The 14,445-nt window shown below is 60.3% G+C and carries 13 protein-coding genes; 8 read left to right on the plus strand and 5 right to left on the minus strand.

Going from position 1 to position 14,445, the window contains the following annotated elements:
- Window positions 1–7 precede the first annotated feature (7 nt).
- A complete protein-coding gene (locus EJA72_RS08015) occupies window positions 8–1,447 on the plus strand; it encodes an efflux transporter outer membrane subunit (protein ID WP_157710954.1) in 1,440 nt (479 codons plus the stop codon).
- A gap of 164 nt (window positions 1,448–1,611) precedes the next feature.
- Here EJA72_RS08015 and EJA72_RS08020 read toward each other — a convergent pair whose 3' ends face one another.
- Window positions 1,612–2,913 carry an MFS transporter gene (locus EJA72_RS08020; protein ID WP_157710955.1) on the minus strand — a complete coding sequence of 434 codons (1,302 nt, stop codon included), beginning with the start codon at window positions 2,911–2,913 and terminating at the stop codon, window positions 1,612–1,614.
- Window positions 2,914–3,280: 367 nt separating this feature from the next.
- Between EJA72_RS08020 and EJA72_RS08025 the strand changes: the two genes are divergently transcribed.
- The gene (locus EJA72_RS08025) at window positions 3,281–4,318 is read left to right on the plus strand and encodes an FAD:protein FMN transferase (protein ID WP_157710956.1); all 1,038 of its coding nucleotides are present in this window, start codon (window positions 3,281–3,283) and stop codon (window positions 4,316–4,318) included.
- Window positions 4,319–4,525: 207 nt separating this feature from the next.
- Window positions 4,526–5,920: a Si-specific NAD(P)(+) transhydrogenase gene (gene sthA, locus EJA72_RS08030; RefSeq protein WP_007984277.1), complete on the plus strand. Its 1,395-nt coding sequence runs from the start codon at window positions 4,526–4,528 to the stop codon at window positions 5,918–5,920.
- 42 nt (window positions 5,921–5,962) lie between these two features.
- Here the strand turns inward: sthA and EJA72_RS08035 are convergent, their stop codons facing one another.
- Window positions 5,963–6,685, minus strand: coding sequence for a glycerophosphodiester phosphodiesterase family protein (locus EJA72_RS08035; RefSeq protein WP_178129166.1), 723 nt, complete (start codon window positions 6,683–6,685; stop codon window positions 5,963–5,965).
- 14 nt (window positions 6,686–6,699) lie between these two features.
- A complete protein-coding gene (locus tag EJA72_RS08040) occupies window positions 6,700–7,281 on the minus strand; it encodes a PilZ domain-containing protein (RefSeq protein WP_157710957.1) in 582 nt (193 codons plus the stop codon).
- 94 nt (window positions 7,282–7,375) lie between these two features.
- Here EJA72_RS08040 and EJA72_RS08045 point away from each other — a divergent pair, with 94 nt between their 5' ends.
- From EJA72_RS08045 to EJA72_RS08055, 3 genes are all read left to right on the plus strand, one after another.
- Window positions 7,376–8,626: a lipoprotein-releasing ABC transporter permease subunit gene (locus EJA72_RS08045; protein WP_157710958.1), complete on the plus strand. Its 1,251-nt coding sequence runs from the start codon at window positions 7,376–7,378 to the stop codon at window positions 8,624–8,626.
- A gap of 7 nt (window positions 8,627–8,633) precedes the next feature.
- Entirely contained in the window at window positions 8,634–9,317 is a 684-nt protein-coding gene (gene lolD / locus EJA72_RS08050) for a lipoprotein-releasing ABC transporter ATP-binding protein LolD (RefSeq protein WP_178129168.1), read from the plus strand.
- A gap of 65 nt (window positions 9,318–9,382) precedes the next feature.
- A complete protein-coding gene (locus tag EJA72_RS08055; protein WP_157710960.1) occupies window positions 9,383–10,627 on the plus strand; it encodes a lipoprotein-releasing ABC transporter permease subunit in 1,245 nt (414 codons plus the stop codon).
- Between the two features lie 106 nt (window positions 10,628–10,733).
- On the opposite strand, the gene EJA72_RS08060 is transcribed toward EJA72_RS08055, so the two are convergent.
- Together EJA72_RS08060 and EJA72_RS08065 are read right to left on the minus strand one after the other, a co-directional pair.
- Window positions 10,734–12,083: a heavy metal sensor histidine kinase gene (locus tag EJA72_RS08060; protein WP_157710961.1), complete on the minus strand. Its 1,350-nt coding sequence runs from the start codon at window positions 12,081–12,083 to the stop codon at window positions 10,734–10,736.
- The gene (locus tag EJA72_RS08065; RefSeq protein ID WP_157710962.1) at window positions 12,083–12,763 is read right to left on the minus strand and encodes a heavy metal response regulator transcription factor; all 681 of its coding nucleotides are present in this window, start codon (window positions 12,761–12,763) and stop codon (window positions 12,083–12,085) included. The genes EJA72_RS08060 and EJA72_RS08065 overlap by 1 nt, the downstream gene beginning before the upstream one ends.
- Window positions 12,764–12,917: 154 nt before the next feature.
- Here EJA72_RS08065 and EJA72_RS08070 point away from each other — a divergent pair, with 154 nt between their 5' ends.
- The gene (locus EJA72_RS08070) at window positions 12,918–13,454 is read left to right on the plus strand and encodes a plastocyanin/azurin family copper-binding protein (protein ID WP_157710963.1); all 537 of its coding nucleotides are present in this window, start codon (window positions 12,918–12,920) and stop codon (window positions 13,452–13,454) included.
- A 61-nt stretch (window positions 13,455–13,515) separates the two neighbouring features.
- Window positions 13,516–14,346, plus strand: a complete 831-nt coding sequence (gene queF / locus EJA72_RS08075) for an NADPH-dependent 7-cyano-7-deazaguanine reductase QueF (protein WP_157710964.1) — start codon at window positions 13,516–13,518, stop codon at window positions 14,344–14,346.
- The last annotated feature ends 99 nt before the right edge of the window (window positions 14,347–14,445 follow it).

Below are 14,445 nucleotides of genomic sequence, written 5' to 3' on the forward strand. Positions count from 1 at the left end.
GCGCGCCATGAACCGTTGCTTATCGACCTCATGCTTCATGTCTTTGCTGCTGCTCGGCGGGTGTTCGCTGGAGCCGACCTACGAGAAACCCGACGCGCCGATCGATCAGCAGTGGCCGGCCAACACAACGGGCCAGTGCTGCGTCGGCAAGCAAGCGTTCGACAAGGACTGGCGCGGTTTTGTGGTGGATGACCGACTGCGCCAGTTGATCGACATGGCCTTGGCCAACAACCGCAGCCTGCGCCAGTTCGCGGCCAGCGTCGACGAGGCGCGGGCGGGGTACGACGGTGCGCAGTCGGGGCTGTTTCCTACGATAGGCATCGACACTTACGCAGGCCGCAGCAAATTGCCGCCGCTGGTGCGCACGCAGAACGGTGGCACCAGTTCCGGCAGCATTGCCAACACCTTTCAGGCCACGGGCGGTTTCACGTCCTACGAACTGGATCTGTTTGGCCGCATCCGCAGTCAGCGCAATGCCGCTGGCGCGCGATTCGAAGCGTCGGAAGCCGACTATCAAGCGGCGCGCCTGGCGCTGATCGGCGAAGTTGCCAGCACCTGGTTGAGTCTCAAGGCCAATCAGCATCTGCTTGACCTTGCGCAGAACACCTACCAATCCCAGGACCGTTACGGGCAGTTGCTGCGCAAGAGTTTCAACCTCGGTTCCAGCGCCCGGATCGACGTTCACCAGGCGGATGCGCAAACCAACACGGCGGCGGTTCAGGTCAATACCTACCGTATGCAAGTGGCGCAGAACAGCAATGCGTTGCGGGTGCTGGTAGGGCAACCGGTGCCGGTGGGTTTGCTGCCGACCGGCGCGTTGGGTGAGCAGTTGGCAACGCTGGATGTGCCGGCCGGTTTGCCGTCGTCGCTGGTCGAACGCCGCCCCGACATCATGTCTGCGGAAGCTTCGCTGCGTGCGGCCAATGCGGATATCGGCGCGGCGCGTACCGCCTACTTTCCGACCTTTTCCCTGACGTCCGCGCTGGGCAGCCTGACCGGGGATTTCTCGCGGTTACTCACCGGCCCGGCCGAATTCTGGTCGGTGGCGTTGGCGGGCTCATTGCCCTTGATCGATGGCGGTGCGCGGCGGGCGCAAGTGGACGCCAGCCATGCGCGGTTTAACGGGCAGGCCGCCGCGTATGAGGCCACGGTGCAGAACGCTTTTCGCGAAGCGGCCGATGCGTTGAACGCACGTCAGGAAATGCTCACCCAGGTGGAATTTCAGAAGAAGCTGGTGGGGGATTACCAGGAGGCTTATCGCCAGTCTCGCCTGCGATTCGAGGCCGGGCTGGACAGCTATTTTTCGACGATGGACGCGCAACGTTCGTTGTTCGATGCACAGCAGAAATGGGCGCAACTGGAATTGGCGCGAGAGATTAATCAGGTGACGTTGTACAAGGCGTTGGGCGGGGGGTGGAGTGGGTCGTTGAAAGTGGCTGAACGATAAATTTTTTGGTGATTCGGAGGACCTCATCCCTGTAGGAGCGAGCTTGCTCGCGATGGTCGTCAACGATAACGCGGGCTGTCTGAATGCTTGCGGTGTCCAGGCGTTTTTCGCGAGCAAGCTCGCTCCTACAGGGTTTCAGTGATCCCTGTAGGAGCGAAGGCGATTTATCGGGTGCCACCGACGACCGCGGCCTGCGCGGTGCGCAACGCATGCCGGTTGCCACGGAACAACACCAGCGTCGCGATCAACCCCAGCACCGCAGCGCCACTCAACCAGATCCCCGGTGCAGCCTTGTTGTCCAGTACATGGATCAGGTACGTACAGGCCGCAGGCGTGAAACCACCAAAGGTCGCGGTCGCCAGGCTGTAGGCCAAGGAGAAACCGGTCGTACGAACTTCCACCGGCATGATCTCGGTCAGCGCCACGACCATGGCGCCGTTGTACGAGCCATACAGGAACGACAGCCACAACTCGACAATCAGCAAATGGCTGAAGCTAGGGTTCGCCACCAGCCAGGCCAGTGCCGGGTAAGCGGTGAGGATCGCCAGAATAGTCGCCGCCAGCAGTAGGGGTTTGCGGCCGATCTTGTCGGACACGGAACCCATTACCGGCAGCCAGAAGAAGTTCGACAGGCCGATGCACACCGTGACCAGCAACGCGTCCATGTCCGACAGGTGCAGTTCGGCTTTGCCGAACGTCGGGGTGTAGGCAGTGATCAGGTAGAACGACACGGTGGTCATGACCACCAGCGCCATGCCAGCAAGGACAATGCCGAAGTTCTGGCCGATCGAACGGACGATTTCCTGCAGGCTAGGGCGGTGTTTACGCGCCTGGAACTCGGGGGTTTCCTCCAGCGAGCGACGAATCACGAAGATCACCGGCACGATCATGCAGCCGATCAGGAACGGCACGCGCCAGCCCCAATCGCCCATTTGCTCCGGGCTCAGCCAATGGTTCAAGCCCACGCCCAGCAAACCGGCGAACACGACGGCGGCCTGTTGGCTGGCGGATTGCCAACTGACAAAGAAGCCCTTGCGGCCCGGCGTGGAGATTTCGGCCAGGTACACCGACACGCCACCCAGTTCCACACCGGCCGAGAAACCTTGCAGCAATCGGCCGAACAGCACGATCAGCGGCGCGGCCACGCCCAAGGTGGCGTAACCCGGCACGCAGGCAATCAGCACCGTCCCGGCAGCCATCAAGGCGAGGGTGATGATCAGGCCTTTGCGGCGGCCATGACGGTCGATGTAGGCACCGAGGAAAATCGCACCCAGCGGACGCATCAGGAAGCCGGCACCAAAAGTGGCCAGCGACAACATCAGGGAGGCGAAAGCGCTGTCGGCAGGAAAGAAGGTTTTGGCAATGGCCGTGGCGTAGAAGCCGTAGACCATGAAGTCGAACATCTCGAGAAAGTTACCGCTGACAACGCGAAAAATCGCCTTGCCTTTGCCCGTATTCGAGGACATTTGAACGCACTCACTTTTGTCAGTCTTGCTGGAAATCCTTGGTTTAGACACGTCCTCGCCGCCGCCTGTGAAGGCAGGCTCCTTCAGCGAACAGTTTTGTAACAATATGTGTGTGCGGATAGATAGGCAACAACTAGTTAGGTTGCTGCTTAAACGATATAGCCATTAGGCGATAGGGATTGCGGCCTGGAGCGAATTAAAATCTCCGGACAACGCAGATCAACTGTAGGAGCGAGCTCGCTCGCGATGGTCGTTAACGATAACGCGTAAAACCAGATGCCCAACGGTGCCCTCGGATTTTTCGCGAGCAAGCTCGCTCCTACAGGGTTCTATCGCATAATGGCGGGCCTTGGCGCGGTGTCAGGGAATGCCTTGGGAGACGTGGGAATTGTTGAAGTGGTGGCAGGGCGTTTTCTTTTTAGGGCTCGGCGCGCTCTCCGGCTGCGGCAACGGCGATTCCTTGGAAACCTTCGGCGGCCCGACCATGGGCAGCACCTATTCGATCAAATACGTACGCCACGCCAATCTTCCCGCGGCCAAAGACGTCCAGATTCAAGTCGAAAAAATCCTCGCCGAGGTCGATCAACAAATGTCGACCTACCGCAGCGACTCCGACATCGAACGCTTCAACGATCTGCCCGGCAATCGTTGTCAGAAAATGCCCGCGCCCATCCTCAAATTGATCCGCGTCGGTGAGCAGCTGTCGGAGCAAAGCGAAGGTTCCTACGACTTGACGGTGGAGCCGCTGCTTAATCTATGGGGGTTCGGTCCTCAGGGGCGTGAGGAAAAAGTCCCGGATGCCGAGGCGCTGGCGCAGGTGCGACAACGCGTCGGCTACCAGCACCTGCGCATCGAGCGCGATCAGCTGTGCAAGGACGCGGCGGTGGAAGTCGACTTCAACAGCATCGCCGCCGGCTACGCGGTCGATACGATTGCGGCAAAACTGGAAGCCATGGGCATCCACGACTACCTCGCCGAAGCCACCGGCGAACTCAAGGCCGCTGGCAGGAAGCTCGACGGTTCCGCCTGGAAGATCGCGCTGGAAGAGCCCCGTGACGATCAGCAAGTCGCACAGCGCATCATCAAGGTGCAGGGTTACGGCGTGTCCACCTCTGGCGACTATCGAAACTATTTTCAACAGGACGGTCGGCGTTATTCCCACACCTTCGATGCCCGCACCGGCGCACCGGTCTCACACGCGCTGGCGTCCGTCACGGTCATTCATCCTTCCGCCTTGATGGCCGATGGCTTATCGACGCTGTTGCTGATTCTCGGTCCTGAACGGGGTTGGGACTACGCCCAGGTCCATGACATTGCTGCATTCTTTGTGATTCGTGCCGATACAGGTTTCGTCACACGAACCAGTCAGGCTTTTGAGCGCCTCAGTGGCGACAAAACCGAATGATTACGGCGACTGACGCATCGAAGACTGGCGTTGTAGTGCAGGCAAAACTAGCCTACGACGCGACCAAGGGTTAATGTGCGCGGCGTTGACGCTTCTATAGACTGTGTCCGGGTTCTGCATTGGCCCCAAATTGTTCCTTCACGCCGCAGATCGGCGTGATTTAGCCGCAGGTGCCGAGGGCGCCGCGGCCTGTTCTGAGGAGTACGCATGGCTGTCTACAACTACGACGTGGTGGTGTTGGGTTCCGGCCCGGCGGGAGAAGGCGCGGCAATGAACGCCGCCAAAGCAGGGCGCAAGGTGGCGATGGTCGATAGCCGTCGCCAGGTCGGCGGCAACTGCACCCACTTGGGTACCATCCCGTCCAAGGCACTGCGTCACTCGGTCCGGCAGATCATGCAGTTCAACACCAATCCGATGTTCCGGGCCATTGGTGAGCCACGCTGGTTCTCGTTCCCGGACGTGTTGAAAAGCGCCGAAAAGGTTATCTCCAAGCAAGTCGCTTCGCGCACCGGCTATTACGCCCGTAACCGCGTCGACGTGTTCTTCGGCACCGGCAGCTTCGCCGACGAGCAAACCATCGAAGTGGTCTGCGCCAACGGTGTGGTCGAAAAACTGGTGGCCAAGCACATCATCATTGCCACCGGTTCGCGTCCTTATCGCCCGGCGGACATCGATTTCCATCACCCGCGTATCTACGATAGCGACACCATCCTCAGCCTCGGCCACACCCCGCGCAAACTCATCGTTTACGGCGCCGGCGTGATCGGTTGCGAATACGCTTCGATCTTCAGTGGTCTGGGTGTACTGGTCGAGCTGGTGGACAACCGCGGTCAGTTGCTGAGCTTCCTCGACTCGGAAATCTCCCAGGCGCTGAGCTACCACTTCAGCAACAACAACATCACCGTTCGCCACAACGAAGACTACGACCGCGTCGAAGGCGTGGACAACGGCGTGATCCTGCACCTCAAGTCCGGCAAGAAGATCAAGGCCGACGCCTTGCTCTGGTGCAACGGCCGTACCGGCAACACCGACCAGTTGGGTCTGGAAAACATCGGCGTGAAGGTCAACAGCCGTGGCCAGATCGAGGTCGACGAGGCTTACCGCACCTGCGTACCGAACATTTACGGTGCCGGTGACGTGATCGGCTGGCCGAGCCTGGCCAGTGCGGCGCATGACCAGGGCCGTTCGGCCGCGGGCAGCATCGTCGATAACGGCAGCTGGCGCTTTGTGAATGACGTGCCGACCGGCATCTACACCATTCCGGAGATCAGCTCGATCGGCAAGAACGAGCAGGAACTGACCCAGGCCAAGGTGCCGTACGAAGTGGGCAAGGCGTTCTTCAAGAGCATGGCGCGTGCCCAGATCGCCGGCGAGCCGCAAGGCATGCTGAAGATCCTGTTCCACCGCGAAACCCTGGAAGTGCTGGGTGTTCACTGCTTCGGTTATCAGGCGTCGGAGATCGTGCACATCGGTCAGGCGATCATGAACCAGCCGGGCGAACTGAACACGCTGAAGTATTTTGTCAACACGACGTTCAACTACCCGACCATGGCTGAAGCCTACCGGGTAGCGGCGTACGACGGCCTCAACCGGCTTTTTTGAGCGGCTCCGGCCGGTGGCCTGAGCCGGCCGGGGAGACCGATTTCAGCAATTCTCGAGCGTGGCGCTGGCCAAACCGGGAAAGTCTGTAATCAGGCTGTCAACGCCGAAGTCGGCGAGTCTGCGCATCAGCGCGGGCTCGTTGACTGTCCACACCGACACATGCAGCCCCTGACGCTGCGCCTTCTGCAGGCGTTCCGGCGTACACAGGGTCCAGTTCAGCGCCAGAATCTCACAGCCATAACTTTGCGCGACCTTCAACGGATCGAGCCAGGCGTACTCGGCCACCAGTCCGCGGGACACGTCCGGCACCAGGTCGAGCGCGGCTTTCAGCACCTCACGTGAACTCGAGGTGATCGTCACCTTGTCCATCAAGCCATGCCGTTGCGCCATTTCGCGAATGGCCAGCACCGTCGTCGCCGCACGGGTGCGTGAGGCGCTTTTGACTTCCAGTTGCCAATGCTCGAAATCACATTTCTCGAACAGTTCTTCCAGGGTGGGAATAGGGCAGGGCTTGATCCAGCCCGGTCCGCCCTTGCGGGCGTCGTAGGTCACCAGTTCCGCCGCCGTGTGCTCGACAACTTTGCCGCGGCGGTCAGTGGTGCGCTTGAGCGTCGGGTCGTGGATGACCATCAACTCGCCGTCCATGGACAGGTGCAGGTCCAGTTCGCAACGGCGTACACCGTGCTTGAGGCATTCCTGAAAGCTGGTCAGGGTGTTTTCCGGTGCTTCGCCCTTGGCGCCGCGATGGCCGTAGATGAGGGTCACGGTTCTTCCTTAAATTAAATGCCTGATTCGTGTTGTTCGCGGGCCAGGCGTCGTTCCTGGGCCTGCTTCTGCAAAATGTAGCGGGCCAGCAATTGACGTTGGGCATCGGTCGGGCGTTCGAATTCGGTGCCGATGTCGTAGCCACCGCCCTTGCGGTCGCAGTGTGTGACCCTGGCGCGGAGCAACAGGCCCAGCGCTTGTGGCATCAGCACCAGTTTGATCGACAGGTGCGCGCCGGCGGCGATGGGCGTCGGATTCTGGAAGTCGATACCGCCTTCGGAAATGATCACCGGCTGCGGTTCGCCGATTTGCCCGAGCACCGTGATGGCGACCACCTGGCTGAGCAGATCGATGCGTTTGTTCTGGGATTTCAGGAACGCCGCGAGGTTGCGATCGCGTTCACTGATCTGGCGCAGCAGGTGTTGCGACTCGAATTCGCTCAGGTGCAGTTCGCTGAGCAAGTTGAAGAGTGGGGAAGCATCCTGCAACACTTCCTGGCCTGCGGCTTCGGGAGCGGACAGGGGCCGAATTTCCAGTGCGATCGAATCCTCGATACGGTAGTATTCGCGGCGATCTTCTTCATCTAATGTCGACATGGCGAACCCATGGTAGCGGCGGTGGTCTGAGTGTAAAGCTGGTTATCGACCCCCGCCACAAGGACGTTCCTTTTCCCTCCGAACAAGCCCCGACATGTTCAGACCTCTCTTCGTATTTATCGGCACGCGTTATACCCGTGCAAAGCGTCGCAATCATTTTGTGTCGTTCATTTCCCTGACCTCGATGATCGGACTTGCCCTCGGCGTGGTCGTGATGATTGTCGTGTTGTCGGTCATGAACGGCTTCGATCATGAGATGCGCACCCGCGTGCTGGGCATGGTGCCCCACGCGACCATCGAGTCCGGCGAGCCGATCAGCGACTGGCAAAGCCTGGCCGCCAAGGTCAAGCAGAACCCGCAGGTGACCGCCGTGGCGCCGTTCACCCAGATGCAGGGTTTGCTGACCAACAACGGCCAGGTCTCCAAAGTCCTGCTCAATGCCGTGGACCCGGCGCTGGAACGCCAGGTGTCGATCATCGACAAGTTCATGCTGCAGGGCAAACTGGACGACCTGACACCCGGCAGCTTCGGCATCGTCATTGGCGACAAGGCGGCCGCCAAGCTCGGTGCGGCCATCGGCGACAAGCTGACCTTCGTCGCGCCGGAAGTCACCGTGACCCCGGCCGGGATGTTCCCGCGCATGAAGCGCTTTACCGTGGTGGGCATCTTCCATGTCGGCGCCGGTGAGATCGATGGTTACCTGGGTGTGACCAATCTGGAGGACCTGGCGAAGCTGCATCGCTGGAAACCGGATCAGGTGCAAGGCATCCGCTTGAAGTTCGACGATCTGTTCCAGGCACCACGCACCGCGTGGAGCATCGCCCAGCAACTGGGTGAAGATCATTATTACGCACGTGACTGGACCCGCACCCACGGCAACCTGTACCAGGCGATCCGCATGGAAAAAGCCATGATCGGCCTGCTGTTGCTGCTGATTGTGGCGGTGGCCGCGTTCAACATCATTTCCACGCTGGTGATGGTGGTGAACGACAAGAAGGGGGACATCGCGATTCTGCGTACCCTGGGCTCCACGCCGGGGCAGATCATGTCGATCTTCATGGTCCAGGGCACGGTCATCGGTGTGATCGGAACGCTGATCGGTGCCGTGGTCGGGATCTTCGCGGCGCTGAACGTCAGTGCTGCGATCTCGGCGGTGGAAGGCCTGATCGGCCACAAGTTCCTGAACGCCGACGTGTACTTCATCGATTACCTGCCGTCGCAGGTGCAGAGCCAGGACGTGTTGATGGTCTGCGCCGCCGCGTTGGTCCTGAGTTTCCTCGCCACCCTGTATCCAGCCTGGCGTGCCGCGCGCACCCAGCCTGCGGAGGCGCTACGTTATGAGTGAGTCGGGCATGAGTGATAAAGCAATCTTGAGCTGCCGCAACCTGGGCAAATCCTACGAGGAAGGCCCGGAATCGGTAGAGGTCCTGGCCGGCCTGCAACTGGAACTGCATCCGGGCGAGCGCGTGGCGATTGTCGGCACGTCGGGTTCGGGCAAAAGTACCTTGCTCAACCTGTTGGGCGGTCTCGATACGCCGACCAAGGGCAGCGTCTGGCTCGACGGCGAAGAGCTGTCGGCACTCAGCGAGAAAAATCGCGGCCTGCTGCGTAACCGTTCCCTCGGGTTCGTGTACCAGTTCCACCATTTGCTGCCGGAATTCACCGCGCTGGAAAACGTCTGCATGCCGCTGCTGATCGGCAAGACCGCGATCCCGGAAGCCCGCAAGCGTGCGACGGCATTGCTGGAGCGGGTAGGGCTGGGCCATCGCCTGGAACACAAACCGGCGGAATTGTCCGGGGGCGAACGCCAACGCGTGGCCATCGCCCGCGCCCTGGTGAACAAGCCAGGCCTGGTGATGCTCGACGAGCCGACCGGCAACCTCGACTCCCACACCGCCCAGGGCATTCAGGATTTGATGCTGGAACTCAGCACCTCGATGCGCACGGCGTTCCTGGTGGTGACCCACGACATGAACCTGGCTCGCCAGATGGATCGCGTCCTGCATTTGCAGGAAGGTTGCCTGACGCCCATCTGATTGGCCGAAACCCGACGTGCCGAAAGGTGCGCCGGGTCTTTTATTTTTATACGGTGCCCCAGCGAATGTTCAGACCGTTATCGATCTTTATCGGCACGCGCTATACCCGCGCCAAGCGCCGCAATCGCTTTGTTTCATTCATCTCGATGACCTCGATGATCGGTCTCGCCCTGGGCGTGCTGGCGATGATCGTGGTGTTGTCGGTGATGAACGGCTTCCAGCGCGAAATGAGCTCGCGCATCCTCGGCATGGTGCCGCACGCGACCATCGTCGGCGTCAACCCGATCGATGACTGGCAGCCCGTAGCCGCTGCCGCGATGAAAAATCCGGAAGTGACGGCGGCGGTGCCGTTCACCGAGATGGAAGGCATGCTGTCCTATAAAGGCACGATGCAGCCGATCCAGGTCAGTGGCGTCGATCCGGCGCTGGAAGGCAAGGTGTCGATCGTGGCTCAGCACATCGTTCAGGGGCGGCTTGATGCCTTGAAACCGGGCGAGTTTGGCGTGGTAGTCGGTGAGATCACCGCGCGGCGTTTTCGCTTGAATGTCGGCGACAAGATCACCCTGATCGTGCCGGAAGTCAGCAACGCACCGGGCGGAATCACCCCGCGCATGCAGCGGCTGAACGTGGTGGGCGTGTTCAAGGTCGGCGCCGAGCTGGACGGTTCCATGGCACTGATCCATGTCGCGGATGCCGCGCAGATGCAGCATTGGCAGCCGAACCAGGTGCAGAGCGTGCGCCTGGCGGTGAAGGACCTGTACGCGGCGCCGAAGGTCTCCGGCGATATCGCGGGGGGCCTGGGCACGGCGTACAAGGCTGACGACTGGACCCACACCCAGGGCAGCCTGTTCAGCGCGATGAAAATGGAAAAAACCATGATCGGCCTGTTGTTGCTAATGATTGTCGCGGTGGCGGCGTTCAACATCATCGCGACCTTGATCATGGTGGTGAACGACAAGGGCGCGGACATCGCAATCCTGCGCACCATCGGCGCGACACCCCGGCAGATCATGGCGATCTTCATGGTGCAGGGCACAGTGATCGGGATTGTCGGCACCTTGATCGGTGGCGTGCTGGGCGTGATTGCCGCGCTGAACGTCAGTGAGATGGTGGGCTGGATAGAGCGGGTGAGCGGGCAGCACATCTTCAGTTCGGATGTGTATTTTGTCAGCAACTTGCCCTCGGAATTGCAGGGCGGGGATGTGGTGTTGATCTGCTCGGCTGGTTTTGTGTTGAGCTTCCTGGCCACGGTTTACCCGGCCTGGCGTGCGGCGAAAATCGAGCCGGCTCACGCGTTGCGGTATTCGTAAGCGCTGAAACCGCTATCGCTGGCAAGCCAGCTCCCACATTGGATTTGAGTCACCTCGATCCATTGTGGGAGCGAGCCTGCTCGCGATGAGGCCGGCCTGGCTGGCCTTAAACTCCCCTTGGCAACTCAATCACAAACCGCGTCCACCCATTCTCCGATTCGCAATGAATCTGCCCACCATGGGCACGAACGATCGACTGGGTAATCGCCAACCCTAACCCCGCATGTTCACTGCTGCCTTCCTGGCGCGCCGGATCTGCCCGATAAAACCGGTCAAACAAACGCGGCAACAACGCACCGTCAATCCCTGCGCCGCTGTTCTCAACCGTCAGACTCAACCCCTTGGCCTGATCAACAATCCGCATCCGCACTTCACCGTCGGGCGGGGTAAACCGCAACGCGTTGTCCAGTAAATTGGAGAGTGCCCGCCGCAACATGCTGCGGTCGCCCTCCATGCGCGCATGGCCCTCGCGGTTCAACGTCACTCGGGCGTCCTCCGCCAGCGGCGCAAAAAACTCCAGCAGCACATCCACTTCCTCCGCCAGCTCCAAGGGCTCGCGCTTGGGCATCAGCAATCCGTGGTCGGCCTTGGCCAGGTACAGCATATCGTTGACCAGTTGCGCCATCCATTGCAGTTCTTCGAGGTTGCTGTGCAGTGCCTCGCGGTAATCCTCGATGGGGCGTGGGCGGGTGAGGGTGACCTGGGTGTGGGTCAACAGGTTCGACAGCGGCGTGCGCAGTTCATGGGCGATGTCGGCAGAGAAGGCCGAAAGCCGTTGAAAGGAGCTGTCGAGGCGTCCGAGCATGGCGTTGAAGCTGTGGGCCAACTCCGCGAGCTCTGGCGGCATGTTTTCTTCCGGCAGGCGGGCATTCAGCGATTGTGCGGAAACACCGCTGGCAACTGTGCTCATCCGGCGTAAGGGGCGTAAACCACTGCGCGCTGCCCAGGCTCCCAGCAACGCAGTCGCCAATGCCGACAACCCCACCGTCAGCCAGATCAAGTGCTGCATGCGTTGCAGAAAGTGTTGGTGGTGGGTGATGTCCAGCAACAAGGTCAATTGCGGTGAGTCGGGTTTGCCGACAAACAACGGCGCATTCAACACGCGGTAGTCGATGCCGTTGTTGTTCAGGGTCGACAGGCCGGGCCTTTGCGGGAGTTTGTCGGGCAGGCGCGCCGAGCTGTCGTACCAGCGCTGGCCGTCGCTGCCCGTAATGCGTAGCGACAAATCAGCTTGCCGGCTCAATTCATCCGCCAGTTTGATTTCACTTTCACTCGATTGAATGTCGTGCAGCGCCCGGCGCAATCCGATCAGCTTGCCGTCGAGCAATTGCTGGTCGAGCTCCACGAAGTGTGCCTCGCTGGCGCGGCTGAACAACACGCCGGCGAACAATGAAACCACGGCCGTACACGCCGCAAACAGCAGCGCCAGGCGGCTGCTCAATGAAAGTCGACGCATCAGACAGGACGCTCTTCAAGCACATACCCCATGCCGCGCACGGTGTGAATCAGCTTGTTGGGAAAGTCATCATCGATCTTCAGGCGCAAACGGCGCACCGCGACTTCGATGACATTGGTATCACTGTCGAAATTCATGTCCCAGACCTGGGAAGCGATCAGCGACTTGGGCAGTACTTCGCCCTGGCGACGCAGGAGCATTTCCAGCAGGGAAAATTCTTTCGCGGTCAGGTCGATGCGTTGACCGTTGCGTTCGACACGGCGGCGCAGTAAGTCGAGGCGCAAATCGGCCAGTTGCAGGCTGGTTTCCTGCTGCGGGGCGCTGCCACGACGCAACAGGCTGCGGACCCGGGCCAGTAATTCCGAGAAGGCAAACGGCTTGACGAGGTAGTCGTCGGCACCGAGTTCGAGGCCGTGGACCCTGTCCTCCACCGCATCTCGCGCCGTCAGAAAAAGTACCGGCGTATCCAGACCTGCGCCGCGCACCGCCCGCAGAATCTGCCAGCCATCGCGACCGGGCAGCATGACATCGAGGATCAACAGGGCGTAATCACCGGTCAAAGCCAGTTGCTGGCCGGTGCTGCCGTCGGCCACCAGTTCGGTGTTGAAACCGGCCTCGTTCAGGCCCTGGCGCAGGTAATGGCCAGTTTTCGCTTGGTCTTCGACAATCAGCAGTTTCATGGTCAACTCGGGGCAATGGAACGGACGCTTTATACCGTGGGTAGCGTGAATACAGGTCAACCTGACAAAGTTGTAATCTGTCTGTCAGGTTACGGGCAGTGCCGGCAGTTTAGAGTTTTCCACAGGCTGAACCTTATCTTGTTGGAGTACGACTATGTTTTTGCGCAAACCGCTGTTGCTGGCCGCGTGCATGCTGGCGCTGAGCTCGCCGGTATGGGCATCGCCGGCGCACACCTATGACTTCGGTCAACCGGCGCCAGCGGCCAAGGCCACTCGCAGCGTTGAAGTGGTGATGGGTGACATGTCATTCACCCCCAAGGCTATCGAGATCAAGGCCGGTGAGACGGTTCGTTTTGTGTTGGTGAATAAGGGCCAGTTGCTGCACGAATTCAACATTGGCGATGCGGCGATGCATGCAAAACATCAGCAGGAAATGATGAAGATGCAGCAGAACGGCATGCTAACGCCTACAGGCATGGCGGATATGGACCACAGCTCGATGCCGGGCATGGAACATTCAGCACATGGGCATGGGATGAAGCACGACGACCCCAACAGCGTGCTGGTCGAACCGGGCAAGACCGCCGAACTGACCTGGACCTTTACCAAAGCCACTAACCTGGAATTTGCCTGCAATATCCCTGGCCACTATCAGGCTGGCATGGTCGGCAAGTTGACTGTCAGTCAGTAAGCACTCAAAGGCGCGGGCAAAGGCTGGTAGAATCGGCTGATTCTTCAGTCAGGTTTCCGCCATGCATCCCGCAGCCGAACACTCGCCGCTGGGCAAATCCAGCGAATACATTGCCACTTACACGCCATCCCTGCTGTTCCCGATCCCGCGCACCGCGAAGTGGGCCGAGTTGGGCCTGACGGCCGAAACCCTGCCTTATAAGGGCGTGGATTTCTGGAACTGCTTCGAGTTGTCGTGGCTGTTGCCGTCCGGCAAGCCCGTGGTGGCGATCGGCGAATTCAGTATCCCGGCGGATTCGCCGAACATCATCGAGTCGAAGTCGTTCAAGCTGTACTTGAATTCGCTGAACCAGACGCCGTTTGCCGACACCGCGAGCCTTGAAGCAACGCTGGTGAAAGACCTGTCGGCCGCCGCCGGCAAACCGGTTGGCGTGCGGATCCGCAGCCTGAAAGACGTCGAGGCCGAAGGGGTCGTAGCGTTGCCGGGCGTGTGCATCGATGACCTGGATATCAGCGTCAGCAACTACGAACATCCACGTCCTGAGCTGCTGCGTTGCGATGATTCGCGGGTAGTGGAAGAAAGCGTGCACAGTCATTTGCTCAAATCCAATTGCCCGGTCACCAGCCAGCCAGACTGGGGCAGCGTGGCAGTGGAATACCGCGGCGCGGCGCTGGATCACGCGAGTTTGCTGGAGTACATCGTCAGCTTCCGTCAGCACTCGGACTTTCACGAACAGTGCGTTGAGCGGATTTTCCTCGACCTGCAGCGGTTGCTGAAACCGGAGAAACTGACGGTGTATGCGCGTTATGTGCGTCGTGGCGGGCTGGATATCAACCCTTACCGCAGTACTGAAACCGTTCAATTGCCGAATCACCGCCTGGTTCGCCAATAAGCATCACGCCCCCCTTGTAGGAGCGAGCTTGGTCCGGGCGGCGTTCCGACGATGGAGTGTCAGCTACCTCTGTGTCGACTGACACACCATCGTCGGAAC

The sequence above is a fragment of the Pseudomonas sp. PB120 genome (assembly GCF_009761815.1).
Classification (GTDB): domain Bacteria; phylum Pseudomonadota; class Gammaproteobacteria; order Pseudomonadales; family Pseudomonadaceae; genus Aquipseudomonas.